The 26,479-nt window shown below is 54.3% G+C and carries 25 protein-coding genes; 9 read left to right on the top strand and 16 right to left on the bottom strand.

Translation table 11 applies throughout. From position 1 onward, the window contains the following. Positions 1 to 10: 10 nt before the first annotated feature. Genes QEN32_RS19430 through QEN32_RS19405 form a run of 6 tightly spaced genes read left to right on the top strand, consistent with a single transcriptional unit; the run spans position 11 to position 6,404 of the window. Positions 11 to 787: a DUF4311 domain-containing protein gene (locus QEN32_RS19430; RefSeq protein ID WP_000478578.1), complete on the top strand. Its 777-nt coding sequence runs from the start codon at positions 11 to 13 to the stop codon at positions 785 to 787. A gap of 11 nt (positions 788 to 798) precedes the next feature. Further along, on the top strand, positions 799 to 1,443 hold the full coding sequence (locus tag QEN32_RS19425) for a DUF4310 family protein (RefSeq protein WP_000392128.1): 645 nt from the start codon (positions 799 to 801) through the stop codon (positions 1,441 to 1,443). 58 nt (positions 1,444 to 1,501) lie between these two features. Next, complete coding sequence (locus QEN32_RS19420) at positions 1,502 to 2,635, top strand: amidohydrolase/deacetylase family metallohydrolase (protein WP_265322040.1); 1,134 nt, start codon at positions 1,502 to 1,504, stop codon at positions 2,633 to 2,635. Continuing rightward, positions 2,619 to 3,737, top strand: a complete 1,119-nt coding sequence (locus QEN32_RS19415; RefSeq protein WP_183055924.1) for a DgaE family pyridoxal phosphate-dependent ammonia lyase — start codon at positions 2,619 to 2,621, stop codon at positions 3,735 to 3,737. The genes QEN32_RS19420 and QEN32_RS19415 overlap by 17 nt, the downstream gene beginning before the upstream one ends. Next, positions 3,734 to 4,474, top strand: coding sequence for a KDGP aldolase family protein (locus QEN32_RS19410; RefSeq protein WP_064047084.1), 741 nt, complete (start codon positions 3,734 to 3,736; stop codon positions 4,472 to 4,474). Before QEN32_RS19415 ends, QEN32_RS19410 begins: the two co-directional genes overlap by 4 nt. A 16-nt stretch (positions 4,475 to 4,490) precedes the next feature. Next, on the top strand, positions 4,491 to 6,404 hold the full coding sequence (locus QEN32_RS19405; protein WP_265322039.1) for a BglG family transcription antiterminator: 1,914 nt from the start codon (positions 4,491 to 4,493) through the stop codon (positions 6,402 to 6,404). 60 nt (positions 6,405 to 6,464) lie between these two features. On the opposite strand, the gene QEN32_RS19400 is transcribed toward QEN32_RS19405, so the two are convergent. From QEN32_RS19400 to treR, 7 genes are all read right to left on the bottom strand, one after another. Then, positions 6,465 to 6,881, bottom strand: a complete 417-nt coding sequence (locus QEN32_RS19400) for a type II toxin-antitoxin system VapC family toxin (protein ID WP_000048134.1) — start codon at positions 6,879 to 6,881, stop codon at positions 6,465 to 6,467. Continuing rightward, positions 6,878 to 7,108: a type II toxin-antitoxin system VapB family antitoxin gene (gene vapB / locus QEN32_RS19395; RefSeq protein ID WP_001261294.1), complete on the bottom strand. Its 231-nt coding sequence runs from the start codon at positions 7,106 to 7,108 to the stop codon at positions 6,878 to 6,880. The genes QEN32_RS19400 and vapB overlap by 4 nt, the downstream gene beginning before the upstream one ends. 166 nt (positions 7,109 to 7,274) lie before the next feature. Then, positions 7,275 to 7,739 carry an anaerobic ribonucleoside-triphosphate reductase-activating protein gene (nrdG, locus tag QEN32_RS19390; RefSeq protein WP_265322038.1) on the bottom strand — a complete coding sequence of 155 codons (465 nt, stop codon included), beginning with the start codon at positions 7,737 to 7,739 and terminating at the stop codon, positions 7,275 to 7,277. Between the two features lie 120 nt (positions 7,740 to 7,859). Next, a complete protein-coding gene (gene nrdD / locus QEN32_RS19385; RefSeq protein ID WP_000187818.1) occupies positions 7,860 to 9,998 on the bottom strand; it encodes an anaerobic ribonucleoside-triphosphate reductase in 2,139 nt (712 codons plus the stop codon). Positions 9,999 to 10,406: 408 nt separating this feature from the next. After that, on the bottom strand, positions 10,407 to 12,059 hold the full coding sequence (gene treC, locus QEN32_RS19380) for an alpha,alpha-phosphotrehalase (RefSeq protein WP_114051902.1): 1,653 nt from the start codon (positions 12,057 to 12,059) through the stop codon (positions 10,407 to 10,409). Positions 12,060 to 12,108: 49 nt separating this feature from the next. Beyond that, positions 12,109 to 13,527 carry a PTS trehalose transporter subunit IIBC gene (gene treB, locus QEN32_RS19375; protein ID WP_000048845.1) on the bottom strand — a complete coding sequence of 473 codons (1,419 nt, stop codon included), beginning with the start codon at positions 13,525 to 13,527 and terminating at the stop codon, positions 12,109 to 12,111. Between the two features lie 137 nt (positions 13,528 to 13,664). Next, complete coding sequence (gene treR, locus QEN32_RS19370) at positions 13,665 to 14,612, bottom strand: trehalose operon repressor TreR (RefSeq protein WP_001181297.1); 948 nt, start codon at positions 14,610 to 14,612, stop codon at positions 13,665 to 13,667. 383 nt (positions 14,613 to 14,995) lie between these two features. Here treR and mgtA point away from each other — a divergent pair, with 383 nt between their 5' ends. Beyond that, a complete protein-coding gene (mgtA, locus tag QEN32_RS19365; protein WP_023197691.1) occupies positions 14,996 to 17,704 on the top strand; it encodes a magnesium-translocating P-type ATPase in 2,709 nt (902 codons plus the stop codon). A gap of 88 nt (positions 17,705 to 17,792) precedes the next feature. Here the strand turns inward: mgtA and ridA are convergent, their stop codons facing one another. From ridA to pyrL, 4 genes are all read right to left on the bottom strand, one after another. After that, positions 17,793 to 18,179, bottom strand: a complete 387-nt coding sequence (gene ridA, locus QEN32_RS19360; RefSeq protein WP_000047544.1) for a 2-iminobutanoate/2-iminopropanoate deaminase — start codon at positions 18,177 to 18,179, stop codon at positions 17,793 to 17,795. 76 nt (positions 18,180 to 18,255) lie between these two features. Continuing rightward, complete coding sequence (gene pyrI / locus QEN32_RS19355) at positions 18,256 to 18,717, bottom strand: aspartate carbamoyltransferase regulatory subunit (protein WP_000148567.1); 462 nt, start codon at positions 18,715 to 18,717, stop codon at positions 18,256 to 18,258. Between the two features lie 12 nt (positions 18,718 to 18,729). Further along, positions 18,730 to 19,665, bottom strand: coding sequence for an aspartate carbamoyltransferase (gene pyrB / locus QEN32_RS19350; protein WP_000013055.1), 936 nt, complete (start codon positions 19,663 to 19,665; stop codon positions 18,730 to 18,732). 35 nt (positions 19,666 to 19,700) lie between these two features. Further along, entirely contained in the window at positions 19,701 to 19,802 is a 102-nt protein-coding gene (gene pyrL, locus QEN32_RS19345; protein WP_000249504.1) for a pyr operon leader peptide, read from the bottom strand. Here pyrL and QEN32_RS19340 point away from each other — a divergent pair. Next, entirely contained in the window at positions 19,782 to 19,922 is a 141-nt protein-coding gene (locus tag QEN32_RS19340) for a hypothetical protein (protein ID WP_001518160.1), read from the top strand. The two genes, pyrL and QEN32_RS19340, sit on opposite strands and share 21 nt — an antisense overlap. Here QEN32_RS19340 and QEN32_RS19335 read toward each other — a convergent pair. The 5 genes from QEN32_RS19335 to arcA all read right to left on the bottom strand — a co-directional run bounded on the left by QEN32_RS19335 (position 19,892) and on the right by arcA (position 25,305). Continuing rightward, positions 19,892 to 20,380: an arginine repressor gene (locus QEN32_RS19335; protein WP_000666051.1), complete on the bottom strand. Its 489-nt coding sequence runs from the start codon at positions 20,378 to 20,380 to the stop codon at positions 19,892 to 19,894. The two genes, QEN32_RS19340 and QEN32_RS19335, sit on opposite strands and share 31 nt — an antisense overlap. Positions 20,381 to 20,566: 186 nt before the next feature. Beyond that, the gene (locus QEN32_RS19330; RefSeq protein ID WP_079897960.1) at positions 20,567 to 21,970 is read right to left on the bottom strand and encodes a YfcC family protein; all 1,404 of its coding nucleotides are present in this window, start codon (positions 21,968 to 21,970) and stop codon (positions 20,567 to 20,569) included. 55 nt (positions 21,971 to 22,025) lie between these two features. Beyond that, the gene (gene argF / locus QEN32_RS19325) at positions 22,026 to 23,030 is read right to left on the bottom strand and encodes an ornithine carbamoyltransferase (protein WP_000237035.1); all 1,005 of its coding nucleotides are present in this window, start codon (positions 23,028 to 23,030) and stop codon (positions 22,026 to 22,028) included. Between the two features lie 111 nt (positions 23,031 to 23,141). Continuing rightward, positions 23,142 to 24,074: a carbamate kinase gene (gene arcC, locus QEN32_RS19320; RefSeq protein ID WP_079897961.1), complete on the bottom strand. Its 933-nt coding sequence runs from the start codon at positions 24,072 to 24,074 to the stop codon at positions 23,142 to 23,144. Between the two features lie 10 nt (positions 24,075 to 24,084). Beyond that, positions 24,085 to 25,305 (bottom strand): arginine deiminase, encoded by a 1,221-nt coding sequence (gene arcA / locus QEN32_RS19315; protein ID WP_000410846.1) that lies wholly within the window; start codon positions 25,303 to 25,305, stop codon positions 24,085 to 24,087. A 675-nt stretch (positions 25,306 to 25,980) separates the two neighbouring features. Between arcA and QEN32_RS19310 the strand changes: the two genes are divergently transcribed. Beyond that, positions 25,981 to 26,433: a YhcH/YjgK/YiaL family protein gene (locus tag QEN32_RS19310; RefSeq protein WP_079897962.1), complete on the top strand. Its 453-nt coding sequence runs from the start codon at positions 25,981 to 25,983 to the stop codon at positions 26,431 to 26,433. Positions 26,434 to 26,479: the final 46 nt, after the last annotated feature.

The following is a 26,479-nucleotide window of genomic DNA, read 5'->3' as shown; positions in this document are numbered from 1 at the left end:
AGGCATAGTTATGTTCCTGATAATACTAATTAAATCGCTCATTATCGGCGCGCTGGTCGGCGTAGGGGTGGGCGCTGGGGCTGCACGCATGTTTCACGCGCCAACCACGCAGGGGATGGGCGCGTTCCGTACGTTGGGCGAACTCAACTCTTGTGAAGGCGACCCGGCATCTCACTTCTCCTTTGGGCTGGGTTTCTTCTTTAACGCCTGGGCCTCGTCTGTGGCGGCCGGATCGTTCACCCAGGATGTCGATCACCGCATCATCCCTAACTGGGGCGCGGCGGCGCTAATGATCAAAAACCGTAACGTCGGCGAGACGCTGCACGACCCGAAAAAAATGGCGATCGCCTGCGCCGTCATCGGCATGATCGTCGTGACGTTCCTTAACCTGACCGCCTCATCCGTGCCAGAGGCGCTACAGGTGACGGCGGTTAAGGTGCTGGTACCGGCGGCAAATCTGCTGGTCAACATCGTCATGCCTGTGATCTTCTGGTTAGCGGCGATCGACGCTGGTAAAAAATCGGGTTTCTGGGCCACCGTTTTCGGCGGCGCGGCGCAGCTCATCATGGGGAACGCCGTACCGGGGCTGGTACTGGGTATTTTGATCGGTAAAGGCGTAGAAGAGAGCGGCTGGAACCATGTCACCAAAGTGATGATGGTCGCCATCGTTTTGCTGTTTGTGTTGAGCGGCTTCTTCCGCGGCTTCGACATGAAAATGATCGAGTCTTTCAACATGACGGTACCGAACTGGCTTGAACTGATCCACAACTCGCTCAGCGGCAAATAACGGAGGCCACAATGGAAGAGAATAAAGGTTTTTGGTATGCCGACTGGTCGTTCCCGATCTTTGTTGGCCTGCTCTCCTCCGGCGTTTTCGCCGGGACGCATATGTACTATCTGTACGGTATCGGCGCATTTAACGAAGTCGCTTTTGTGGCGATGTTGAAAGCGGGGATGGATACCGGCGTCTACGGCGCGGTCGCCGCTTTCGGCGCCAGCTTTTTATTTGCCCGCATTATCGAAGGTTCGCTGGTCGGGATTCTGGATATCGGCGGGGCAATTCAGACCGGCGTGGGCTTAGGGGTTCCGGCGTTACTGCTGGGGGCTGGCTTTGTCTTCCCGGTGGCGAACTTTATCGCTTCGCTGATAACCGGTCTGGTGATTGGCCTGGCGATTGGCTACATCATTATTCTGGCGCGTAAGTTCACCATTAATCAGAGCGACTCCACGTACGGGGCGGACGTCATGATGGGGGCCGGTAACACTTCAGGCCGTTTTCTGGGGCCGTTGATTATCCTCAGCGCCATGACGGCATCGATTCCCATTGGTCTGGGCTCTCTGGTGGGCGCGCTGCTGTTTTATATCTGGCAGAAGCCGATTACCGGCGGCGCGATTTTAGGCGCGATGATCCTCGGTTCCATCTTCCCGGTTGCGATTAGCTAATTGTTGATTTGTAGGCCGGATAAGGCGGTTGCGCCGCCATCCGGCAAAGGAGAGAGCGATGTTTGATTTACTCCTGCGCCATGCGCGTCTGGTCGATGACACGCTGACTAATATTGCCCTGCAAGATGGCAAAATCGCGGCGTTGGGTGACGTTGATGGTCCGGCGCTGAAAACCATTGACCTGCGCGGCGAGTGTTTTGTCAGCGCGGGTTGGATTGATTCTCACGTTCACTGCTACCCGACATCGCCGATTTACCACGACGAACCGGACAGCGTGGGTATTGCCACTGGCGTTACCACAGTGGTGGATGCAGGCAGCACTGGCGCAGATGATATTGACGATTTTTACACCCTGACCCGTGACGCGACCACCGACGTTTATGCGCTGCTGAATGTTTCACGCGTCGGGCTTATTGCCCAAAACGAGCTGGCTAACATGGCCAATATTGACGCCGATGCGGTCCGGCAGGCGGTAAAACGCCATCCGGATTTTATCGTCGGCCTCAAGGCGCGGATGAGCAGCAGCGTGGTAGGCGTTAACGGCATCACGCCGCTGGAACACGCTAAAGCCATGCAGCAAGAAAACGGCAACCTGCCGCTGATGGTGCATATTGGCAATAACCCGCCGGATCTGGACGAAATCGCGGAGCGTCTGACGGCGGGCGATATCATTACCCACTGTTACAACGGTAAGCCGAACCGTATTCTGACGCCGGAAGGCGAGCTGCGCGCCTCGGTGACACGAGCGCTGGCGCGCGGCGTGCGTCTGGACGTCGGACATGGTACCGCCAGCCTGAGCTTTGCAGTGGCGAAACGCGTTATTAGCCTGGGGATTTTACCGCATACCATCAGTTCCGATATCTACTGCCGTAACCGCATCAATGGCCCGGTGCATTCGCTGGCTAATGTGATGTCGAAATTCCTCGCCATCGGCATGTCGCTGCCGCAGGTCATTGCGTGCGTGACGGCCAATGCCGCCGATAGCCTGAGTCTGAAAACCAAAGGGCGTCTTCAGCCAGGTCTGGATGCCGACCTGACCCTCTTTACGCTTAAACGCCAGCCCGCCGTGTTGGTAGACGCGGAAAACGACAGCTTACAGGCTGAAGAATTGCTGACGCCGCTTGCCGCGATACGCGCAGGCAAGGGCTATATGACCGAACAAGGGAGCGCGGAACATGCCTTCGATTTTTGAGAAGTATCAATTAAAACAGGTGATTAACGCCTCCGGACGTATGACGGCGCTCGGTGTCTCTACGCCGCGCCCGGAAGTGATAGACGCGGCGATGGCCGGAATGAATCAGTATTTCGAGATGAAAGATCTGGTGAATAAAACCGGTGAGTACATTGCGAAATTGTTGGAAGTGGAAGGGGCGACGGTAGTCTCCTGCGCCAGTGCGGGCCTTGCCCAGTCGGTTGCCGCGGTACTGGTTCAGGACAGCGACTGGCTGCTGGAAAACCTGCACGTTACACCGATTGAAAATAACGAAATCGTCCTGCCAAAGGGCCACAACGTCAACTTTGGCGCGCCGGTGGGAACGATGGTGGCGCTGGGCGGCGGCAAACTGGTGGAAGCCGGTTACGCCAACGAATGTTCCGCCGCGCAGTTGGCGGCGGCCATTACGCCGCGCACGGCGGCTATTCTCTATATCAAATCTCACCACTGCGTGCAGAAAAGTATGCTCAGCGTGGAGCAGGCTGCGGTGGTGGCGCGCACGCATAATCTCCCGCTGATTGTGGACGCGGCGGCGGAAGAAGATTTGCAGTGCTACTACCGCGTGGGCGCAGATCTCGTTATCTATAGCGGCGCGAAAGCGATTGAAGGGCCGACCAGCGGGCTGGTGATTGGCAAAACGCAGTATGTTGAGTGGGTAAAACGTCAGTCAGCGGGCATTGGCCGGGCGATGAAGGTCGGCAAAGAGGGAATTGTTGGCCTGACCTGCGCCATTGAATTGTACCTGCGGGCGCAAAAAGAGAGCGGCGCGGAGATGGTAGAAAAAATGGCGCCCTTTATCGACACGTTGAACACGTTTAAAGGCGTCAGCGCCCGCGTGGTGTGGGACAGCGCCGGACGCGATATCGCGCGCACGGAAATTAAGTTTGATGAAGCCGTTACCGGCATCGCCACAGGCGATCTGGTGGAGGCGCTCAAACAGGGCGACTATGCGATTTATTTTCGCGGATACAAAGCCAACGAAGGGATTATTGAAGCGGATGTCCGCAGCGTCGATCGCGCGCAGTTAGCGATTGTGGCGCGTCGTATTGGCGAGGTGATTAATCAGGAGAAACAAGCATGAAACTGACCCCTAACTTTTACCGCGATCGCGTTTGCCTGAACGTACTGGCCGGTTCGAAAGATAACGCCCGGGAAATCTACGCGGCGGCGGAAGGTCATGTGCTGGTTGGCGTGCTCTCCAAAAACTATCCGGATGTGGCAAGCGCAGTCGCGGATATGCGTGAATATGCGGCGCTTATCGACAATGCGCTCTCCGTCGGACTGGGGGCAGGCGATCCTAACCAGTCGGCGATGGTGAGCGAAATCTCGCGTCAGGTACAGCCGCAGCATGTCAACCAGGTGTTTACCGGCGTAGGGGCCAGCCGGGCGCTGCTGGGGCAAAACGAGACGGTGGTGAACGGTCTTGTCTCGCCGACCGGCACGCCGGGGCTGGTGAAAATTTCCACCGGCCCGCTAAGCAGCCGCGCGCCGGACGGCATCGTACCCATAGAAACGGCGATTGCGCTACTCAAAGACATGGGCGGCAGCTCCATTAAATACTTTCCGATGGGAGGGCTCACCTGTCGCGACGAGTATAAAGCGGTGGCTGAGGCCTGCGCCCGTCATGATTTCTGGCTGGAACCGACGGGCGGCATCGATCTGGAAAACTTCGCCGAGATTCTGCACATCGCCCTTGATGCAGGTGTAAGCAAAATCATTCCTCACATTTATAGTTCGATTATTGATAAGGTGAGCGGCAACACTCGTGCGGACGATGTGCGTCAGTTACTTGCTATCGTCCGGTCGCGTGTCGGCTAATCATGAGGAGAGAGACGTGCGATTCCCCAACCAACGTTTAGCGCAGCTATTTGCGATGCTGCAAAACGAGACGCTGCCGCAGGACGAACTGGCGCAGCGGTTGTCGGTCTCCACGCGTACCGTTCGGGCGGATATCGCCGCGCTGAACATGTTGCTGACGCCGCATGGCGCGCAATTTACTCTCAGCCGCGGCAACGGGTATCAGCTCAAAATTGATGATCCGGCACGTTATCAATCCCTGCAAACGCAGCAATCTCCCACGCTGGCGCGCGGTCCGCGCACCAGCCAGGAGCGGATACACTACTTGCTGGCGCGTTTTTTAACCTCCGCCTTCTCGCTGAAGCTGGAGGATTTGGCAGATGAATGGTTTGTCAGCCGTGCGACGCTGCAGAACGACATGGCGGACGTACGCGAGCATTTGCTGCGTTATCATCTGACGCTGGAAACGCGTCCGCGTCATGGCATGAAATTGTTTGGCGGAGAGATGGCGATTCGCGCCTGTCTGACCGACCTTTTATGGACGCTGGCGCAGCAGGAGTCCTCCCATCCGTTAATTGTTAGTACCACGCTGAACACCGAGGTGTCTCAACGGCTGCAGTCTCTTTTGCCGGATATTTTCTCTCATTGTCAAATCCGCCTGACCGATGAGAGCGAGCTGTTTCTGCGTTTATACTGCGCGGTGGCGGTACGGCGTATTCGCGAGGGGTATCCGTTATCGGAATGCGTGGCAGAGGAGGTCGATGAAAAGGTGCGCCATGCGGCGCATGAGATTGCGGAGCTACTACAACAGCTGGCCGACAAGCCGCTGTCGGAGCCGGAAGTAAGCTGGCTGAAGGTGCATATTGCCGCCCGCCAGGTACAGGAAATTGCCCCCAGCGCCATTAATGCCGATGATGAAGAGGCGCTGGTGCGCTATATCCTCAATTTTATTAATACCCAGTACAACTATAACCTGTTGAATGATAAACAGCTTCACGCGGACTTGCTGACCCACATCAAAACGATGATCACCCGCGTGCGCTACCAGATCATGATCCCCAACCCACTACTGGAAAATATTAAGCAGCACTATCCTATGGCGTGGGATATGACGTTGGCGGCGATATCGAGTTGGGGAAAATACACGCCGTATACCATTAGCGAAAACGAAATCGGTTTTTTGGTGCTGCATATTGGCGTTGGGCTGGAACGTAGTTACAACATTGGCTACCAGCGGCAGCCGCAGGTACTGCTGGTGTGCGATGCTGGTAATGCGATGGTGCGGATGATTGAAGCGGTACTGGCGCGGAAATACCCGCAGATTGAGATTGCCCGCACTCTGACGCTACGCGACTATGAGGCGCGGGACAGTATTGTGGAGGATTTTGTGATTTCCACAGCGCGGATCGGCGAAAAAGATAAGCCGGTCATCATGATCGCGCCCTTTCCTACCGACTATCAATTGGAGCAGATCGGTAAGCTGGTGCTGGTGGACAGAACCCGTCCGTGGATGCTGGATAAATATTTCGATGACTCGCATTTTCGCATCGTGGAGGGGGAAATAGATCAACAGACGCTGTTTAAAACGCTGTGCGATCAGTTGCACGAGGAAGGCTTTGTTGATGCGGCGTTTCTCGATTCGGTTATTGAACGTGAAGCTATTGTCAGTACGTTATTAGGCGACGGGATTGCCTTGCCGCACGCGCTGGGGCTGCTGGCGAAGAAAACAGTGGTTTATACGGTGCTCGCGCCACAGGGGATTGTCTGGGGTGACGAAACGGCGCACGTTATTTTTTTACTCGCCATCAGCAAAAGTGAATATGAAGAGGCGATGGCCATCTACGATATTTTCGTCACTTTCCTGCGCGAACGCGCCATGACGCGCCTCTGCGCATGTCAGAATTTTACGCAATTTAAAACGGTCGCGATGGAGTGCGTGAGTCGTTTTTGACACTTTCCCGTCACGTCATTGTTAAGAAGATTTATGTACTTGTCGGTATGCCAGCACGGGTTATTTTACCCAATCTTCGTACTGCAAACCCGGTACCCGCTCAAACTCCCTCACGTTATTAGTGACCAGTATCGCCCCGGACGCAATGGCATGGCCGGCGATAGCCGCATCGTTTGATCCAATCGGCGTACCGGCGGCGGCCAGTACGGCACGGATCTCTGTGGTGGCATCCACTGCCGCCCGGTCCCAGGCCAGCACGGCATCCAGGCGACTACAGAATGCATCGACCAGTTGGGCATGGCGCGGCGAGGCCTTTTTGCCCGTACAGCCAAAACGCATTTCGGCGTAGGTAATCGCCGACACCACAATACGATGGCGGCGCAGCACTGCCTGCTCAAGGCGTTTCAGCACAGCTTCCGGCTGTTCGCGCATAATGAAAGAACAGATGCAGGTATCCAGCATGTAGGTTTTACTCATAGTTCAAAGCGTCCCTCATCGCTGATGATGTCTTCGCGTTCCGTCAGAAAGTCTGGGCTGGCTTTTTCCTCATGACGGAATGATCCCCAGGAAGGGCGGGCGGGGCGCAGTATAATCGTGTCGCCTTCGCGGAAGATTTCAAGTTCGTTGACGCCGTCAAAATCCAGATCGCGTGGAAGGCGGATCGCGCGGTTATTGCCATTTTTAAATACAGATACGGTTCGCATGGTCGTCTCCTGCCCTTGTGGGCGTGATGTTATAGGCCAGTGTCGGAGTTAATTATATGCCTGTGCGTGACATATGTATAGGCATATGCATATACCTGTAAGCAGGAGGCGAAAGAAGGGCGTAAAAGTAGCGGACGAGTAACGGTTTTGACCCAATATCCCCGCATCAACGCAAATGATGCACTACCTGGTTGCTGCTACCGCGCCAGATAAGCGCCGGGTCTTTCAGATCCTGCACAAATTTGCCATCGACCAGCACGTTGATGAGATTGACCACCTGCATCTGTGCGGCGTTGAGTTCATCGAGCTTGTAGCCGGTCCACACCCAGATATCTTTCCCCGGGCACTCCGCGTGGATGCGTTGTACCAGTGCCAGGATATCCGGTACGTTTTGCGGATGCAGCGGATCGCCGCCCGACAGCGAGATCCCCTGACGGTGAATGCGCGTGTCGTTCAGATCGGCAATGATCTTATCTTCCATCTGTTTGGTAAACGGCTGGCCGGAATTGAGCCGCCAGGTGCTTTTGTTATAGCAGCCAGGGCATTCATGCACGCACCCTGACACAAACAGGGTGCAGCGGGTGCCGGGGCCGTTAACGATGTCTACGGGGTAGTATTGGTGGTAGCGCATAGCGGGTGTCCAGAAAGCATGTAGGCCGGATAAGGTGCTTGCACCGCATCCGGCAACATTGTGATGCCTGATGACGACGCGATTGCGTCTTATCAGGCCTACGGTCTTTGCAAACGGAAATTAACCTATCTGCCCGTTGCCTAAATGCTTCACGCGGCGCTTCACTTCTTCCTGCTTACCGGCGTTAAACGGGCGTGCGTCCGGGCTGCCTAAATAACCGCACACGCGGCGGGTGACCGAGACGCGTGCGGCGTCGTGGTTGCCGCATTTCGGGCAGGTAAAACCTTTACTGGTACATTCGAACTCGCCGGTAAAGCCGCACTCGTAGCATTCATCGATCGGCGTGTTGGTGCCGTAATAGGGTACATGCTGATAGCTGTAATCCCAGACATCTTCCAGCGCTTTCAGGTTGTGCTGAATGTTCGGGTATTCGCCGTAGCAAATGAAACCCCCGTTCGCCAGCGGCGGATACGGCGCTTCGAAATCGATTTTGTCGTACGGGTTGACCTTCTTCTCCACGTCGAGGTGGAAGCTGTTGGTGTAGTAACCTTTATCGGTTACGCCCGGCACCACGCCGAACTCGGCGGTATCCAGACGGCAGAAGCGGTCACAGAGGTTTTCACTTGGCGTGCTGTACAGACTAAAGCCGTAGCCGGTCTCGTCTTTCCACTGATCCACGGCCTGGCGCAGACGCTCCACAATCGCGATGCCTTTAGCGCGAAGTTGCTCGCTGTCGTACAGGTGTTCGCCGCCGAACAGCGCGTTAATGGTTTCATGGATACCAATGTAGCCCAGAGAGATGGACGCACGACCATTTTTAAAGATTTCAGACACGTCGTCGTCCGCTTTCAGCCGCACGCCGCAGGCGCCTTCCATATACAGGATAGGCGCGACGCGGGCTTTCACGCCTTCAAGGCGGGCGATACGGGTCATCAGCGCCTTCCGCGCCAGCGCCAGACGTTCATCCAGCAGTTTCCAGAATGCGGTTTCGTCGCCTTTTGCTTCCAGCGCGATGCGCGGCAGGTTAAGGCTAATCACGCCCAGGTTGTTACGCCCGTCGTGGATCTGCTCGCCGTTTTCGTTCTCCCACACGCCGAGGAAGCTGCGGCAGCCCATTGGCGTTTTGAACGAACCGGTGACTTTGACCACCTGATCGTAGTTGAGGATGTCCGGATACATGCGCTTGCTCGCGCACTCCAGCGCCAGTTGTTTAATGTCGTAGTTCGGATCGCCAAACTTGTGGTTCAAACCGTCGCGGATAGCGAAGACCAGTTTCGGGAACACGGCGGTTTTGCGATTTTTACCCAGACCGGCGATACGGTTACGCAAAATAGACGCCTGGATCAGACGCGACTCCCAACTGGTGCCGAGGCCAAAACCAAAGGTCACGAAAGGCGTCTGGCCGTTAGCGGTGTGCAGCGTGTTAACTTCGTACTCCAGCGACTGGAAGGCGTCATAACACTCTTTTTCGGTGCGAGAACGCGCATATCCTTCGGCATCAGGAATCTGCCACTCATCGGCGGTTTTGCGGTGCTTGTTATAGCTTTCGGTGACAAACGGTGCCAGCACTTCGTCGATACGGTTAATGGTGGTGCCGCCATAAATATGGCTGGCGACCTGCGCGATAATCTGCGCGGTAACGGCAGTGGCGGTAGAGATTGATTTCGGCGGTTCGATCTCGGCGTTACCCATCTTAAAGCCCTGGGTCAACATGCCTTTCAGGTCGATCAACATACAGTTGAACATCGGGAAGAACGGCGAATAGTCGAGATCGTGATAGTGGATATCGCCGCGCTCATGCGCTTGTACTACGTCACGCGGCAACAGGTGCTGGCGGGCATAGTGTTTGGCGACAATCCCGGCCAGCAAATCGCGCTGGGTGGGAATGACTTTACTGTCTTTGTTGGCGTTTTCATTGAGCAACGCGGAGTTAGTTTGCTCTACCAGGCCGCGAATTTCCTGGTTCAGACGACCACGCTTTTCACGCTGAATGTCGCGATCGTGACGGTATTCGATGTAGGCGCGGGCAAGCTGTTTGTACGGGCCGGACATCAGTTGGTTTTCAACCGCAGTTTGGATCTCGTTAATATCCACCTGACTGCGTGCGTTCATTTGGCTGCTAACGACTTCTGCGACGGTGGCACAGTAATCTGCGTCATCGACTCCCGCTGCTTTAGCTGCACGTAGAATGGCTTCCTTAATGCGCTCTGATTTGAATGGCACTTTACAGCCATCTCGTTTCATCACATGCGGTGTCATGATCACTCCATATTTGTAAGAACAGGTTATCCACAGAGGCCGGGGAAGCCATAACAGGTTTATTCATCTCTTTTCCAACGACTTCCCGCAATCCTGACCCAGGTTATCCACAATTCACCTTGTGTCGAGTGAACAGGTGTTGTAGCAATTGTAGTCAATTAATACAACATATTGGGTCGGCGTGCATTTTAAAGTCTATATGTAGTGATTTGCATCAAGGATGTTTGCAATTTTATTGATGTAGAACAAGGTAAAAATCAGAGCGTACAGATGGCGGGCGCTGTAGCGTTTGTAAAAGATAGCAAGAAAAATCTGATTAATTATTCAACAAAAACAGACAGTAACCTGGAGCAACGCCACCGCCCGTGTCAATAGGTTTGTGGCGTTTATCCGTATAAGGACGTCGCGTTAGCGTTGTAACCACCAGATGGCTTCAAATGGGCGGAGCGTCATCGCGGCTGGCTGGCTGGCGACCTCGCCATAATTGTGCAGTAGCGCCTGCCACTGTCCTTTGATATGCGACGGATGCCACTCCTGACACTGGCCACTCAGATTGGCGACGACCAGCAGGGTTTGCCCTTGCCACTGGCGGCGATAACACCATACTGATGGGCTATCCGGGAGGAGATCCTGATAATCGCCCCAGATCAGTACAGGCTGGGTTTTACGTAGCGCAATCAGCTTTTGATAGGTGTAAAACACCGAGTTTTCATCGCGTAATGCCGCCGCGACATTAACCTCCGTATAGTTATCGCACAGGCTTATCCACGGCTCGCCCTGGGTGAAACCGGCGTTTTTACCGTGGTCCCACTGCATCGGCGTGCGGCTGTTGTCGCGGGATTTACTGGCCAGGATAGCCAGTAGTTCGTCGGGGTCGCGTCCGGCGGCGCGTAGCGCGGCAAACATGTTATGGCTTTCCACGTCGCGATAATCGGTGATGCGGGTAAAGTGTGGGTTGGTCATGCCGATTTCTTCGCCCTGATAGATATAAGGCGTCCCTTGCATACCGTGCAGCGCCATCGCCAACATTTTCGCGGCTGGAACCCGGTATTCACCCTCGTCGCCAAAGCGGGAAACGATGCGCGGCTGATCGTGATTACACCAGAATAACGCGTTCCAGGCGACGTTATGCATCCCCTGTTGCCAGTGGCGGAACAGCGCTTTCAGCGCCACATAATCAGGTTTTGCCAGCGTCCACTTTTCGCCATTGGGGTAATCCACCTTCAGATGATGAAAATTGAAGGTCATTGAGAGTTCGTCGCCGCTAAGCGCGGCATATTGCTGGCAGTTTTCCAGCGTGGTAGAGGACATTTCGCCTACCGTCATCAGATTACGCGGCGTAAAAACGTCACGGTTCATTTCGCGTAAAAACGTATGCGCGCGCGGTCCGTCGGTATAAAAGCGGCGTCCGTCGCCCGTCGGATCGTCAGGAAAATCCTGATCTTTGGCGATCAGGTTCACCACGTCCAGACGCAGGCCATCCACGCCGCGATCGGCCCAGAATTCGCAGACCTTTTTCAGCTCGGCGCGCACGGCGGGGTTTTCCCAGTTCAGGTCGGCCTGTTCAGGCGCGAAAAGGTGTAAATAATATTGTTCGCTCTGGCTATGCCAGCGCCAGGCGCTGCCGCCAAATTTGGATTGCCAGTTATTCGGGCAGACATCCGGCGTGCCATCGCGCCAGATATAAAACTGACGGTATGGGCTCTCTTTGTTCAGCGCTTCGCGAAACCAGGCGTGCTGGGTAGAAGTATGGTTAAACACCATATCCAGGATGATACGAATACCGCGTGCTTTCGCCTGCGCGACCAGTTCGTCAAAATCATCCAGCGTGCCGTAGGTCGGGTCGATAGCCGTATAATTTGCGACGTCATAACCGTTATCCACCTGCGGCGAGATATAAAACGGCGTGAGCCAGATGGCATCTACGCCGAGTCGCTGTAGATAGTCAAGGCGCTGCGTGACGCCGCGTAAATCGCCGGTGCCGCTGCCGGTCGTGTCCTGAAAACTTTTCGGGTAGATCTGATAAATAACGCCGTTTTGCCACCAGAGGGGAATAGTCATTGTTGTTTCCTGCAAGTGCGTTGGGACGCAACTGCGCCCCGAAGAAATATTAGACAATTTGTAATGTGCCCTGACGATGCTTACGCTGATAGATAAAGGTGGTCAGAATCACCGGGATAACGATCGCGATAACCATCGCCATGCCGTACACCTGCCAGTAGCGCGGCGGTATAGACAGGATGCCCGGCAGGCCGCCCACGCCGATACCGTTGGCGATGACGCCGTTCAGACCGCAGAGCAGTCCCGCCAGACCAGAGCCGATCATCGCGCACAGCATCGGAAAACGATACTTCAGGTTGATACCGTACATCGCCGGTTCGGTTACCCCAAGGTAAGCGGAAATGGCGGCAGGAACGGAGATCTCGCGTTCATTGTGTTTACGGCTGGAGATGATGATGCCCACCACGGCGGAGGCCTGCGCGATATTCGACAGCGCAATCAGAGGCCAGACTGGCGTACCGCCCATGCTCTGGATCATCTGCATATCGATAGCGAGCGTTGTCTGGTGGACGCCGGTAATGACCAGCGGGGCATACAGGAAGCCGAACAGCGCCGCGCCTATCGGGGCGAAACTGCCGGTCATCAGATAACGTACCGCAAAGGCCACGCCGTCGCCGATCATACGACCAAAGGGGCCGATAAAGGTGTGGGCGAGAAAGACGGCCAGTATCAACGAACACACCGGGACGACGACCAGGTAGAGATAATCCGGCACGATGCGTTTCAACCGCGTTTCAATAAACCCAAGCGCCAGCCCTGCCAGTAGCGCCGGGATAACCTGCGCCTGGTAGCCCACTTTCTCAATGCTAAATAAGCCGAAGTTCCAGACGTCCGGCGTTTGCTGGCCCAGCAGATACGCATTCATCAACTGCGGCGACACCAGCGTCACGCCGAGCACGATACCAAGAATCGGCGTGCCGCCCATTTTTTTCACCGCCGACCAGCAGATCCCCACCGGCAGATAGAAAAAGATCGCTTCGCCGATCAACCATAAAAAATCATAAAGCGTTTTTAGCGCCGGATGCATCTGCGCCAGCGTTTGGCCGTTGCTCATCGGCACATCGCCGATCACGTTACGAAAACCTAAGATCAAACCGCCGCTGATCAACGCCGGTAGTAGCGGAAAGAAGATCTCCGCAAAGTGGGAAATTAACTGCTCATGCCATTTCATGTTCTGGCGAGCGGCTTTTTTGGCCTGCTCTTTATCAGCATACGCTTTGCCGGTGGTCTCCAGCAGCGCGTTATAGTAATCGCCAACGTCGGTGCCAATCACCACCTGAAACTGACCGGCGTTGGTGAAACAACCTTTAACCATCGGTAATTGTTCGATCTCTTTTGGCCTGGCGTTCGCGGGCTGGTGGAGCACAAAGCGCAGGCGAGTAATGCAGTGGCTCACCGTGGCGATGTTGTCGCGCCCGCCGACCAGGTTAATCAGCCGGTCGATATCGGCTTGTTTTACTTTGCTCATCGTAAAACCTCATGGCAGAGGAGGTATGTTATGGGTTGGCGCAAGAGTATCTCTTCAACGTTGATTTAAAAATGGGAACGTTCCCGAAACGCAGCGACGATCACAAATTACTCGTGGTATTCCGTTTAATCAGTCACTCAGGCGAGGGTAGAAGGAATGACGATCCGGCGCGGATCGCAGCGGCCATTGATCTGTTCGATCAGCTGCGAAGCCGCCTGCCGTCCGGCTTCAGCATAGCCGGGATCGACAGTGACGATCTCCGGGTGCAGGAATTTTATCAGCGGCGTGTTTCCGACGCTTGCCAGTTGCAGCGTCTCAATACGTTGCTCCTGTAAATACTTACTGGCGCCCAACGCCAGCGTATCGGTGGCGCAGACTAACGCGGTGGTATCCGGCATGATGACACTTGCCGTATGCTCATAGCCCTGCTTCATGGCAAGACCGGGCAGGGCGGCGACGGGATGAAGTTTATGTTTTTTGCAAAACGCCAGGTATGCGTCATGCCGACGTTTGCCGGTGGTAATATCGCTATGGGGAACGCCCAGAAAGCTAATGTTGCGGTGTCCCTGCTCATACAGCCGCTGCATAAGGATATGAATCGCGCCCTCGTCGTCGTAACAGACGGAGGCAAAACCTTGCGCATCTCTTGCCAGCAGCACCAGCGAGGCTTTCCAGGGGGCGATCAACTCTTCTGTGATGCCGGTAAAGCCAAACAGCACCACGCCATCAATGTTACGTCGTCTGAGCATGCCCAGATGTTCCATTACCAGCGTCGGCGAGAACTGGCTTTCCATCATAATAGGGTCGTAGCCCTGTTCATAAAACGCAGGCAGCATGGTCTGAACCGCGAGGTTTTCAGACAACGAATCAAGGCGAGTGACGATAATAGCGACCACTTTATCGCTTTGTCCCCGCATCGCACGGGCGGAGCGGGACGGGGAGAAACCGTGTTGATTCATCACCGCTTCGACACGCTCGCGGGTACGTTCGCTTACGCCGCTTTCATTGTTAAGCACGCGGGAAACGGTTGATTTCCCTACGCCGCTCAGGCGGGCGATGTCTTTGATAGTGAGCCGGTTCTGCATCCTGTTTTCCCGTGGCGTGACGCTGATGGTGATAAAAAGAGTAACTTTACTCAAGCGAAGGGCAATGGGCAAAGTCTGGTTTATCGTTGGTTTAATTACGTAACGGTATGATACCGCCATAATTGCCACAAAACTTATGGATTTATGCGTATAATCCGCGGCGCAAATTATTTACTTACCGGAGGCGACATGGACCCTGAACCCACCCCTCTCCCGCGATGGAGAACTTTCCTTTTCCGGTAAGCCTGCCTCTGCTGTCTTACCGGTGTGTAAGACAGTGACACAATAACGTCCCTGTTTTTATTTAAACATTGCTCATCGGGCAAGGCTTTGCCGCGCCTGAAGAATTTTCTGCGCCTGACTTCGGCGCGGAGGGATTACCTATGCTAAAAACCATTACCCGCCAGCTTTTTGCCCGGCTTAATCGTCATTTGCCTTATCGTCTGGTTCACCGCGATCCGCTGCCCGGCGCGCAGACCGCGGTAAATGCGACTATCCCGCCTTCGCTGAGCGAGCGCTGTCTGAAAGTCGCGGCAATGGAGCAGGAGACGCTCTGGCGCGTTTTTGATACGCACCCGGAGGGATTAAACGCCGCCGAGGTGACGCGCGCGCGTGAAAAGCATGGCGAAAACCGCCTTCCGGCACAGAAACCCTCGCCGTGGTGGGTGCATCTGTGGGTATGTTATCGCAATCCTTTCAACATCTTACTCACGATTCTTGGCGGCATTTCTTATGCCACGGAGGATCTGTTTGCCGCAGGCGTTATCGCCCTGATGGTCGGTATCTCAACACTGCTGAATTTTGTGCAGGAAGCACGCTCGACGAAAGCGGCGGACGCGCTAAAAGCGATGGTGAGCAATACCGCTACCGTACTGCGGGTTATTAATGAAAATGGCGAAAACGCCTGGCTGGAGTTACCCATCGATCAACTGGTGCCCGGCGATATTATTAAGCTGGCGGCGGGGGATATGATCCCGGCGGATTTACGGATTATCCAGGCGCGCGATCTGTTTGTCGCCCAGGCGTCGCTGACCGGCGAATCTCTGCCAGTCGAGAAAGTCGCCGCGACGCGTGAGCCCCGGCAAAATAACCCGCTTGAGTGCGACACGCTGTGCTTTATGGGGACGAACGTCGTGAGCGGAACGGCGCAGGCCGTGGTGATGGCGACCGGCGCCGACACCTGGTTTGGTCAATTGGCGGGGCGCGTTTCGGAACAAGATAACGAGCAGAACGCTTTCCAGAAAGGAATTAGCCGCGTCAGTATGTTGCTGATCCGCTTTATGCTGGTCATGGCGCCGGTAGTACTGATTATTAATGGTTACACGAAAGGTGACTGGTGGGAAGCGGCGCTATTTGCGCTCTCGGTCGCGGTAGGGCTCACCCCGGAAATGTTGCCGATGATCGTCACCTCTACCCTCGCGCGCGGGGCGGTGAAACTCTCGAAACAGAAAGTTATCGTGAAGCACCTTGATGCGATTCAGAACTTCGGCGCGATGGATATTCTGTGCACCGATAAAACCGGCACACTGACGCAGGACAAAATTGTGCTGGAGAATCATACAGATATTTCTGGTAAGCCCAGCGAGCATGTACTGCATTGCGCCTGGCTGAACAGCCATTATCAGACCGGTCTAAAAAATTTACTGGATACGGCGGTCCTGGAGGGAGTAGACGAAACCGCCGCGCGTCAGCTCTCCGGACGCTGGCAGAAAATCGATGAGATCCCGTTTGATTTTGAGCGTCGTCGGATGTCGGTGGTGGTCGCCGAAGATTCGAACGTGCATCAACTGGTCTGCAAAGGCGCGTTACAGGAGATCCTGAACGTGTGTACTCAGGTGCGCCACAACGGCGATATTGTGCCGCTGGACGACAATATGCTGCGCCGGGTGAAACGCGTTACCGACACGCTGAACCGTCAGGGGCTACGCGTGGTCGCCGTCGCGACCAAATACCTGCCTGCGCGTGAGGGCGATTACCAGCGTATCGATGAATCTGACCTGATCCTGGAAGGGTATATCGCTTTTCTCGATCCGCCGAAAGAGACCACCGCGCCGGCGCTGAAAGCGCTGAAGGCGAGCGGAATTACGGTGAAAATTCTCACCGGCGACAGCGAGCTGGTAGCGGCAAAAGTTTGCCATGAGGTTGGGCTGGATGCGGGCGATGTCATTATTGGCAGTGATATTGAAGGGTTAAGCGACGACGCGCTGGCGGCGCTGGCCGCCCGTACGACGTTGTTTGCGCGTCTGACGCCGATGCATAAAGAGCGCATCGTCACTTTGCTCAAACGCGAGGGGCATGTGGTCGGTTTTATGGGCGACGGGATTAACGATGCCCCGGCGTTGCGGGCGGCGGATATTGGTATCTCGGTAGATGGCGCGGTGGACATCGCCCGTGAAGCCGCCGATATTATCCTGCTGGAAAAGAGCCTGATGGTGCTGGAAGAAGGCGTCATTGAAGGTCGTCGTACTTTTTCTAATATGTTGAAATATATCAAGATGACGGCCAGCTCAAATTTCGGTAACGTGTTTAGCGTACTGGTGGCGAGCGCCTTTTTGCCGTTCCTGCCAATGCTGCCGCTGCACTTGCTGATTCAAAACCTGCTGTACGATGTATCCCAGGTGGCGATTCCGTTTGATAATGTCGATGAAGAACAAATTCAAAAGCCGCAGCGCTGGAATCCGGCGGATTTGGGGCGCTTTATGGTCTTTTTCGGTCCGATCAGCTCGATTTTCGACATTTTGACCTTTTGTCTGATGTGGTGGGTATTTCATGCGAATACGCCAGAAACGCAAACTTTGTTCCAGTCCGGCTGGTTTGTGGTGGGATTACTGTCGCAAACGCTGATTGTGCATATGATCCGTACCCGTCGTCTGCCGTTTATTCAAAGTCGCGCCGCCTGGCCGCTGATGGCGATGACATTGTTGGTGATGGTGGTGGGAGTCTCGTTGCCGTTTTCGCCGCTGGCGTCTTACCTGCAGTTGCAGGCGCTGCCGTTAAGCTATTTCCCGTGGCTGATTGCTATTCTGGCGGGCTATATGACGTTAACCCAGTTGGTGAAAGGGTTTTACAGCCGACGTTATGGCTGGCAGTAAGCGTCGAAGTATTGTGCATTATCGGCCTGGATGGCATACCAGGCCGAATAAGCGATAGCGCCATCCGGCCACTATCTATAAACGAGCGTTAGCGACGAACAGCGATCGCTTCAATCTCAATTTTCACGTCTTTCGGCAGACGGGCAACTTCCACGCAGGAACGCGCCGGGAAGGTGGCGTTGTGCTCGGTGAAGAAGGCTTCGTAGGTGGCGTTGACGGTCGCGAAATCGTTCAGGTCTTTCACGAATACGGTCGTTTTCACAATGTCGCCTACTTTCAGGCCAGCGGCTTCCACGATAGCTTTAACGTTTTCCAGCGACTGACGTGCCTGAGCGGATACGTCTTCCGCTACGGCACCGGTTTTCGGATCGACCGGGATCTGACCGGAAGTGATTACCATGCTACCCAGGTCAACGCCCTGTACGTATGGGCCGATTGCTGCTGGTGCATTTTCCGTCGCAATAGTTTTGCTCATGATTTCTCCTGAATTACAGCGGTAATAGAATGTCCCCGCTCATTATAGGGAGCCGGGATCTCATAACCAACCCAAATTAGTTGGCCAGCACCACATAATGCGAAAACTCTTTTTCACAGTATTTGCATTTGAGGGCGATATCATTGGCGCGTTTTTTCACTGCAAAGCTGGAGGATACCGGTTCCGCGTGGCTGATGCAGTTGCTGTTCGGGCAAACCAGCACATTATTAATACGCTCTGGCAGGCTGGGGCGTGATTTCCCGACTACGTCGTAGTTGTCGATGCGGTTAACGGTGGCCTGCGGCGCGTACAGAGCAAGTTGGTTAACCTGCTCATCGGTGAGGAAGGTGTTTTCTATTTTGATTAAGTCTTTACGCCCCATCTCACCAGACGGGAGATTCAGACCGATAGTGATTCGCTGATCGGTCTCGGTCAATTTAAACAGGCTCAGCAGTTTAAAGCCTACCTGCGCAGGGATATGGTCAATCACGGTGCCGCATTTAATGGCTTCAACCTGCAGTTTGTTATCGTGTGTCATCGCTTTTCTCCCTTACAGACTCAGTTCGCTATTCAGTACCAATGCCAGTAACGCCTGGCGAGCGAAAATACCGTTGCCCGCCTGTTGGAAGTACCAGGCGTGTGGCGTTTTATCCACATCCGTGGTGATTTCATCAATCCGCGGCAGCGGGTGCAGCACTTTCATATTTTCACGCGCGCCGTTCAGGTCGCTGGCGCGCAGAACAAACTGCGCCTTCACATTGGCGTACTCCGACGGGTCGAGACGCTCTTTCTGTACGCGAGTCATATAGAGGATGTCGACGTCGGCCATGACCTCTTCAATAGAACCATGCAGGCTCCAGGCCATTCCTTTTTCATCCAGCATATCCAGAATGTACTGCGGCATCGCCAGCGCGTCCGGCGCGATAAAATAAAAACGGTTGCCGCTAAATTTCGCCAGCGCCTGGGTTAGCGAATGCACGGTGCGGCCATATTTCAGATCGCCGACCATCGCGATATGCAGGTTATCCAGACGGCCCTGCGTTTCCTGGATGGTGAACAGATCCAACAGGGTCTGCGTCGGATGCTGGTTCGAACCGTCGCCCGCATTGAGCACCGGCACCTGACCGGAAAACTCCGTCGCCAGACGTGCCGCGCCTTCTTGCGGATGGCGCATCACAATCGCGTCCACGTAAGTGCTAATCACTGAGATCGTGTCGGCTAACGTTTCTCCTTTTTTCCCCAGCGACGTGTTGGCGCTGTCGGAGAAGCCCACTACGCTGGCGCCCAGGCGATGCATTGAAGTTTCAAACGACAGGCGGGTACGCGTGGAGGCTTCGAAAAAGCAGCTGGCGATCACTTTATGTTTCAATAGCTCCGGCTGCGGGTTGGCTTTTAATTTCGCCGCCGTCGCCAGTACCAGATTAAGATCGTCGCGGCTGAGGTCGTTTATGGAAATGATATGTTTTTGATATAGCGGGTTAGCCATGTTTATCTCCTGACGCCTGGGCAAAAAAAAACCCCTCAATTGAGGGGCTTGGTATTGGTTTTCAACGGAAAGAAAAACGGCAGGCCTGCGTCCTTTTTCAGACGCGGTAAGACAGAATGTCGTACACACTGAACCATGCTTCCTCCCGGCAAATTGTCCGCGATTATACTCAGCTCTGTTTGGGGATCAAGCGATTAATGCATGATTTACTCATCGCAAACGGTTCTTATGAATTTAAATTCATTTTAAGCAAATAATTAATTTGTTTGTGTACCAGCGCCGTGCGCTGAACGACCCGTGGTGCGACCCAGACAATACTGCTACCGGCAACGACGCCGAGAATTTCCGGCAATGCGTGGTAATCCAGAATTCTTGCGACGGCGCGACCATAACCTGCTGCCGTATGGATAAGGATAAATTCGCTATTATGTTCAACGCTGACGACCATTTCGGCTATTGAACGTCCGGCATCCGGCGAAGGTCGCCGCTGGGGATTTACGGAATAAATCTTTTGTCCCTTCGTGTTTCTGATTTTTATTGCGCCCAGCAGCTTGAGTAGGCGCGAAACCGTAGACTGACTGATACCTTCAAATCCCTCATTTTGTAAATCGCGGCGAATCTCCTCCTGGGACAGGTAACTTTTTTCACTAATCAGGCGCTGACAAACCGCCAGTTGCTGTTGTTCTTTGGCGGAGTAATCATCGTATTCCTTCATAAATGCACCTTATCTTTATTATTGATATCAACGGACTGGCGAAATTCATCACATTTGTCACATTGATTGCGGATCAATCGGGCGGTTTTGCAGGAAAATGAGAAGCCGATCAAAAAAGGTGACGGCGTGCCTGATGGCGCTGTGCTTATCAGTCCTGTCGGATAAGACGAGTCGCCATCTGGCTCGTTACATCATCGCTCCGATGCTCAGTACCGCCATATTCAGCAATGTCAGGATCAGCAACAGCGGCGCGACCCATTTCAGATAGCGGACATAGGGAACCCGCGCGATCGCCAGACCGCCCATGACCACGGCGGAGGTGGGCGTAACCAGGTTCACAATCCCGGAGGCCGACTGGTAGGCGGTTACGACCAAATCCCGTTGTACGTGGGCAAAATCCGCTAACGGCGCCATAATGGGCATCGTCAATACGGCAAGACCGGAAGAGGAGGGCACCAGGAAGGAGAGCAATACTTCCAGCCAGTAGGTTACGTTTATGAAAATGGTGGTAGAGAGGCCGGAAACCAGACTTTCCGCGCTGTGCAAAATGGTGTGGGTAATCATACCGTTATCCATGACCACCACAATGCCGCGCGCGATACCAATAATTAGCGCCACGCCGAGCAAATCCCGCGCGCCGTCGATAAAGGTACTGATGAACGCTTCCTCACCCATCCGCGTTATCACGCCAACGATAATCGCCGCCGCCAGAAAAACGCCGGAGATTTCCGCCATCCACCAGCCGAGAACCGCCACGCCGTAAATCATCACCGCGAAAGAGGCGGCGAAGATCAGCAGCACCCATTTCCGGGTAGCCGTAAACTCCAGCAGTGTATTGGCGCGATTGCCGAGAAAATGAGCGCGATTTTCCTCCATTTTATCCGCCACGATAGAAAGCTCAGGATGGGCGCGGACTTTGCGCGCATAGCGCATTACCCAAAACACGCACAGTATGTAGCCGACAATTAACAGCAGTACGCGCATCAGCATTCCCTGAGTAAAAGGGATGCCGGCGGCGTTGGCGGCAATGACCGTGGCGAAAGGGTTAATGGTCGAACCGAGCGTGCCTATCCCCGCGCCGAGCAGTACGGTTGCCGCCGCCACTAACGGATCGAAGCGGGCCGCCATCATGACCGGCACCAGCAGCGTGTAGAAGGGCAACGACTCCTCCGCCATGCCATAAATAGTGCCGCCTGCGGCGAACAGCGCCATCAGAATGGGGATCATCCACTCATCTTTGCCGTTGAGTTTGATCGTTACCCGTTCAATACCGGCATCAATTGCCCCCGTTTTATTCACCACCCCCAGAAAGCCGCCGATAATCAAGACAAACAGCGCGACGTCAATGGCGCCGGCGGTGTAGGTTTCGTGGTTATAGAGGCCGTCAATCGGCGCCAGTAAAACAGCGGTAATCCCTTGCGGATGCGCGTCCACGGGGGCATACGTTCCCGCCACCGGCACCTCTTTTCCCAGCGTGGCGTTCATCGCCATTTGGTATTTTCCCGCCGGCACAATCCAGGTCATCACTGCGACCAGGGCAATAAGAATAAACAGGATGGTATAAGCGGTGGGAAATTTAAATTTACCCATGATGTTCTCTCCTGATATCACGGATATGCGCCGCGAGGGCGCATATCCTGTGGGATTAGTCGCCGAGCGTCGCCACCATGACCGCTTTGATGGTGTGCATCCGGTTTTCCGCTTCATCGAAGACTATCGAGCCTGCGGACTCGAACACCTCTTCCGTGACCTCCAGTCCTTTCAGGCCGTAAGCCATTTCGATTTCGCGTCCCACTTTGGTGTGCTCGTTATGGAAGGCGGGCAGGCAGTGCATAAACTTCACATCAGGATTACCGGTAGCGTTTACCACCTGCTGGTTGACCTGATATGGCGTCATCAGACTGACGCGCTCCGCCCAGGCTTCTTTGGGCTCTCCCATCGAGACCCAGACGTCGGTATAGAGGAAATCCACACCGTGAACGCCGTCTTCAACGCTCTCCGTTAAGGTGATACGAGCGCCGGTAACGCTGGCGATTTCCCGGCACTGCGCGACCAGCTCGGCATCAGGCCAGAAGGACTTTGGCGCTATCAGGCGGATATCCATGCCCATCTTCGCCGCGCCCACCATCAGCGAGTTGCCCATGTTGTTGCGCGCGTCGCCCAGGTAGGCGAAGCTCAGTTCCGGCAGCGTTTTACCCGGCGCGTGTTCCAGCATGGTCATCAGATCGGCCAGGATCTGTGTGGGGTGAAATTCATCGGTCAGGCCGTTCCAGACGGGAACGCCCGCGTATTCCCCTAGTTCTTCCACAATGTGTTGACCAAAACCGCGATATTCGATGCCGTCATACATCCGCCCCAGGACGCGAGCAGTATCTTTCATGGACTCTTTATGGCCGATCTGCGAGCCGCTTGGGCCGAGATAAGTCACCTGCGCGCCCTGGTCGAACGCGGCGACTTCAAACGCGCATCGGGTGCGGGTAGAGGTTTTTTCAAAAATCAGCGCGATATTTTTGCCGATCAGTGTTTGCTTTTCGCATCCGGCTTTTTTGGCGGCTTTCAGCTCAATAGCCAGATCGATGAGGTGTTGGATTTCCGCCGGGGTGTAGTCAAGCAGCTTCAAAAAGTTACGATTTTTCAGTGAAATAACCATTACAATATCCTTGTTAAAATGAATTGCCTGATGGCGCTGCGCTTATCCGGCCCACGGTTATGCGCGCTCTGTAGGCCGAATAAGGCGGAAGCCGCCATCCGGTAAAAAGCCTTATGCGTCAACGTCGGCGGTTTCACACCGAATCAAAGTGCCTTTCTCGCCCGCGAGAATGGCTTGCCCATCCGCCAGCGAGCCGATTCCGGCAATGCCGCGGCAATGGCTGACAAACTCAGCGCAGGCGGTCACTTTCGGGCCCATCGAACCGGCGTCGAACTGCATTTCACGAAGCAGGTCCGGCGTAACCTGCGCCAGCGGGCGTTGGGTGGGCTTGCCCCAGTCGAGATACACCGCGTCGGCATCGGTCAGAATGAGCAGCGCGTCGGCGTGAATTTGGCTGGCAAGCAGGGCGGCGGACAGATCTTTGTCGATCACCGCCTCGATACCGTGGTAGCCATCGGCTTTTTCCACGACCGGCACGCCGCCGCCGCCGTTACAGATAACCAGGTGATCGCGGCTAATCAGCGCGCGGATGGCATCGTTTTCCACAATGCGTTTCGGCTGCGGGGAGGGCACAACGCGGCGGAAGGCGTTACCGTCGGCTTTGAATACCCAGCCCTTTTCTGCCTGTAACGCACGGGCCTGCGCTTCGTCGTAAATCGGTCCGATATATTTGGTTGGATTGAGGAATGCCGGGTCGTTGGCATCGACTTCGACCTGGGTGAGCAGGACGCTGATTTCACGCTCCGGCAGATGATTCTTCAGCGCCTGTTGCAGCATGTAGCCAATCATGCCCTGGCTTTCCGCACCGAGAATATCGAGCGGGTAGGGCGTAACGTTAGCGTAGGCGCTATTTTGTAGCGCCAGCAGTCCTACCTGTGGGCCGTTGCCGTGCACTAACACCACGCGCCATTGCCGGGTAAGCTGGGCGATGGTTCTGGCCGCCAGTTCGATATTTTTACGCTGAATATCAGCCTCCAGCGGTTCGCCGCGTTTGAGCAGCGCATTGCCGCCCAGCGCGACGACCAGTGTGCGTTTGTTTTCCATAACGTCTCCTTTAAATACCATCGCGTTCCAGTGGACAGCTCATGCAGCGTGCGCCCCCGCGCCCGCGACCCAGCTCATCGCCGGGAATGGGAAGGACGGTAATGCCGGCTTTGTCGTATTTTTCGTTGGTCCAGATGTTGCGCTCATAGCCCACCACCACGCCGGGACGCAGGGTGAGCACGTTATTGGCGTCATTCCACTGTTCGCGCTCAGCTTCAAATGCGTCGCCGCCAGTGGTGATTAAGCGCACCTGATCGATGCCAAGCGCTGTTTCAAGAGCATGAACCAGCGTGCTCTCCTGGGTTCGTTTCAGACCGCCGCGTCCGTCTGGCGTCAGCGTCCAGCACTGAACGTCCGGGCGAACGACTTCCGGATAGACGGAGAAGGTGTCGATATCAATGTGGGTCATGACGGTGTCAAGGTGCATACAGGAGCGATGTTTTGGCAGTTCAACGGCAATGACGCGTTCCGCCTGACGATGTTTAAACAATGCCTGCGCCAGGAACTCGACGCCCTGCGGCGTAGTACGTTCAGACATACCGATCAACACCGCGCCGCGGCCAATCACCAGCACATCGCCGCCCTCTAAAGTGGCGTGGTCGTAATTAATGTCCTCGTCGCCGAAATATTTAATGAAATCACCACCTGCGAATTGAGGATGCCAGCGATAAATAGCACGTAAATTATTCGTTTCACGTTGGCGTGCAGGTTTCGCCATGGGGTTTATTGAGACGCCGTTATATATCCAGCAGGACGTGTCACGGGTAAATAGGTGATTCGGTAATGGCTTCATAATAAAGTCATTAATATCGTGAGTATCGACCACCATATTTTTTATGGAGGCGGGGATTTCGCCGTAAGTTAAACCGCCGCTTAAATGGCGAGCCAGTTCACGGTGCGGCATATCCGCCAGCCAGGCGCGAATATCTGCGGCAAAGGTGGGCCCAAGGCGATAATCGGAAATTTGCGTGTCCAGTAGCCAGGCTTTAGCGTCAGCCACATCCAGCGTTTGGGTGAGCAGGTCGGTTAACAGCAACACTTCTATCCCTTGCTGGCGCAGCGTGTTGGCAAAAATGTCATGCTCTTCGCCAGCGCGCTCTACGGATAATACATCGTCAAAAAGTAATTCCTGACAATTTGAAGGGGTAAGTCTTTTTAGGCTGAGATTGGGCCGATGCAACATTACGCTGCGTAATTGACCGATTTCAGAACCGACAAAATGCTTTTCCATCATTATACCTTTTACATAATTTCAAGAATAAAGAAGGAGTGGCTGCAAATATTTAGCGTGCTTGCAGTCGCGGCGTTTCAGTTAAATTCGGGAGCAATGATTGAATTTTATTTGGGTTGTTAATGTGATGAGATTCACATCAATCAAGGAGTGCTATTTTTCTTACTTAATATATGAGCCGGGTCAGAGAAATTCAAAAAACAATAAGGCATTAAATGAATTACTACGCAGCTATATGGTTTGTTATTTTTTTATTGTTAATTATTTGTTTGCTGTATTGAATGATATTTAAATCTTAACTCATTGAAAATAAAGTAATTATTTTTAATGGTTGCATAACTATGCGTGAGGGGGATTTTATTATCGGGGATATTTAAATAATTTAAAAATAACTATGGATAGAGAAGTCATTTATGCAGGGAGAGCGAATTGTGATCGCTAAAACGTTTTTATGTTAACGCCTTTAATATCAAAGCGTTGTTAGTGATGGCAATTTGGCGCCGCTGGGGTTTATGCATAGGTACTGCATAAAGTTGGGCGAACTATTAACAATATAGAAACACCGCTGGCGATAAACATGCGCTGGCGCAAAATCGATGAGAGTAAGGGTAGTATGGCAGCCATTTTTCTCGTATAAAGAGAAATATAAAACGCTGTTTTAACTAAGGGGATGCGATGATTATTGGCAATACTGAATATCTGGAGGCCTGGCTGCCGACGGCGTTACGGCAGGCGATTGAGCACGTCAATGCGCATGTCACGGCAACGACCGCGCCAGGTAAGTATGACATTGACGGCGACAGGCTGTTTTATATGATTTCTGAAAATATGACGGAGCCGGGCGAATCGCGCAGCGCAGAGTATCACGCCCGTTATCTTGATATTCAGATTGTGCTACAAGGTCAGGAAGGGATGGCATTCAGTACCCGGCCTGCGGGAACGCCGCATACCGACTGGCTGGCGGATAAAGACATTGCATTTTTACCGACGAGCGTCGACGAGAAAACCGTCGTCCTGAACGAAGGTGACTTTGTGGTGTTTTATCCCGGCGAAGTGCATAAGCCCCTGTGCGCGGTGGGAGAACCGGCGCGGGTACGTAAAGCGGTTGTGAAAATGCTGATGGCGTAATATTTTGTGCCGGATGGCGGCGCCTGCACGTTGCGATCTTGTAGGC

This window comes from Salmonella sp. SA14318 (assembly GCF_029866905.1).
Taxonomy (GTDB): domain Bacteria; phylum Pseudomonadota; class Gammaproteobacteria; order Enterobacterales; family Enterobacteriaceae; genus Salmonella; species Salmonella enterica.
Note: the sequence above shows the minus strand (reverse complement) of the source record. Positions and strands in the feature narration are given on the sequence as shown.

Excerpts from the sequence above, each read along its gene's own strand:
- QEN32_RS19400 (WP_000048134.1), bottom strand. The coding sequence starts at position 6,881 with ATGAGTAAAACCTACATGCTGGATACCTGCATCTGTTCTTTCATTATG.
- treC (WP_114051902.1), bottom strand. The coding sequence starts at position 12,059 with ATGACTATTCCCCTCTGGTGGCAAAACGGCGTTATTTATCAGATCTAC.
- QEN32_RS19335 (WP_000666051.1), bottom strand. The coding sequence starts at position 20,380 with ATGAAGGAATACGATGATTACTCCGCCAAAGAACAACAGCAACTGGCG.
- QEN32_RS19425 (WP_000392128.1), top strand. The coding sequence starts at position 799 with ATGGAAGAGAATAAAGGTTTTTGGTATGCCGACTGGTCGTTCCCGATC.
- pyrL (WP_000249504.1), bottom strand. The coding sequence starts at position 19,802 with ATGGTTCAGTGTGTACGACATTCTGTCTTACCGCGTCTGAAAAAGGAC.
- arcC (WP_079897961.1), bottom strand. The coding sequence starts at position 24,074 with ATGGAAAACAAACGCACACTGGTCGTCGCGCTGGGCGGCAATGCGCTG.
- pyrB (WP_000013055.1), bottom strand. The coding sequence starts at position 19,665 with ATGGCTAACCCGCTATATCAAAAACATATCATTTCCATAAACGACCTC.
- QEN32_RS19430 (WP_000478578.1), top strand. The coding sequence starts at position 11 with ATGTTCCTGATAATACTAATTAAATCGCTCATTATCGGCGCGCTGGTC.
- argF (WP_000237035.1), bottom strand. The coding sequence starts at position 23,030 with ATGGTTATTTCACTGAAAAATCGTAACTTTTTGAAGCTGCTTGACTAC.
- QEN32_RS19415 (WP_183055924.1), top strand. The coding sequence starts at position 2,619 with ATGCCTTCGATTTTTGAGAAGTATCAATTAAAACAGGTGATTAACGCC.
- nrdD (WP_000187818.1), bottom strand. The coding sequence starts at position 9,998 with ATGACACCGCATGTGATGAAACGAGATGGCTGTAAAGTGCCATTCAAA.
- ridA (WP_000047544.1), bottom strand. The coding sequence starts at position 18,179 with ATGAGCAAAACTATTGCGACGGAAAATGCACCAGCAGCAATCGGCCCA.
- vapB (WP_001261294.1), bottom strand. The coding sequence starts at position 7,108 with ATGCGAACCGTATCTGTATTTAAAAATGGCAATAACCGCGCGATCCGC.
- nrdG (WP_265322038.1), bottom strand. The coding sequence starts at position 7,739 with ATGCGCTACCACCAATACTACCCCGTAGACATCGTTAACGGCCCCGGC.
- QEN32_RS19340 (WP_001518160.1), top strand. The coding sequence starts at position 19,782 with ATGTCGTACACACTGAACCATGCTTCCTCCCGGCAAATTGTCCGCGAT.
- pyrI (WP_000148567.1), bottom strand. The coding sequence starts at position 18,717 with ATGACACACGATAACAAACTGCAGGTTGAAGCCATTAAATGCGGCACC.
- QEN32_RS19420 (WP_265322040.1), top strand. The coding sequence starts at position 1,502 with ATGTTTGATTTACTCCTGCGCCATGCGCGTCTGGTCGATGACACGCTG.
- treR (WP_001181297.1), bottom strand. The coding sequence starts at position 14,612 with ATGCAGAACCGGCTCACTATCAAAGACATCGCCCGCCTGAGCGGCGTA.
- treB (WP_000048845.1), bottom strand. The coding sequence starts at position 13,527 with ATGAGCAAAGTAAAACAAGCCGATATCGACCGGCTGATTAACCTGGTC.
- arcA (WP_000410846.1), bottom strand. The coding sequence starts at position 25,305 with ATGGAAAAGCATTTTGTCGGTTCTGAAATCGGTCAATTACGCAGCGTA.
- mgtA (WP_023197691.1), top strand. The coding sequence starts at position 14,996 with ATGCTAAAAACCATTACCCGCCAGCTTTTTGCCCGGCTTAATCGTCAT.
- QEN32_RS19330 (WP_079897960.1), bottom strand. The coding sequence starts at position 21,970 with ATGGGTAAATTTAAATTTCCCACCGCTTATACCATCCTGTTTATTCTT.
- QEN32_RS19310 (WP_079897962.1), top strand. The coding sequence starts at position 25,981 with ATGATTATTGGCAATACTGAATATCTGGAGGCCTGGCTGCCGACGGCG.
- QEN32_RS19410 (WP_064047084.1), top strand. The coding sequence starts at position 3,734 with ATGAAACTGACCCCTAACTTTTACCGCGATCGCGTTTGCCTGAACGTA.